At 64.8% G+C, this 503-nt stretch carries 1 pseudogene; it reads right to left on the minus strand.

Features of this window, described 5'->3' with window-relative positions:
* A pseudogene (locus ALA01S_RS34275) lies at window positions 1-503 on the minus strand (heme utilization protein); the annotation flags it as partial.

The following is a 503-nucleotide window of genomic DNA, read 5'->3' on the forward strand; positions in this document are numbered from 1 at the left end:
GCTGGTGAGCCGCGACAGCTGTGCCGTGCTCAGCGCCGCGATCTGCGACGTCTTCATCGCGGCGAACTGGTCGGCGGTGAATGCGCCGAGCTGCGTCGAGCTCAGGCCGGCCAGCGCGGCATTGTTCAGGGCCGCCACTTGATCCGCTGACAGTGCCGCAAACTCCGCGTTGCTGAAGGACGCCAGTTGAGCGCTGTTCAACGTGCTGATTTGTGCAGTGCTCAGGTTCATGAGCTGGTCGCTGGTGAGGGCACCCACCTGTGTCGAGCTCAGCGACTTGATGATCGCCGTGGACAGCACGGCCAAGTCCTCGGCCTTCAGCTTGGACATCTGCCCCACGGTCAAGGCCGCGACCTGCTCGGTATTCAGCACCGCAAACTGCGTCGGCGTCAGCGCATTGAGGTCGTCAGTGGTGAGCTTGGACAATTGAGCCGCCGTCAGCGCCGCCACTTGGCGCGTGCTCAGCGCGCCCCACTGGTCGCCGTCGAGTGCACCCAACTGCG

Origin of the sequence: Azohydromonas lata NBRC 102462, from assembly GCF_001571085.1 — a bacterium.
GTDB lineage: Bacteria > Pseudomonadota > Gammaproteobacteria > Burkholderiales > Burkholderiaceae_C > Azohydromonas > Azohydromonas lata.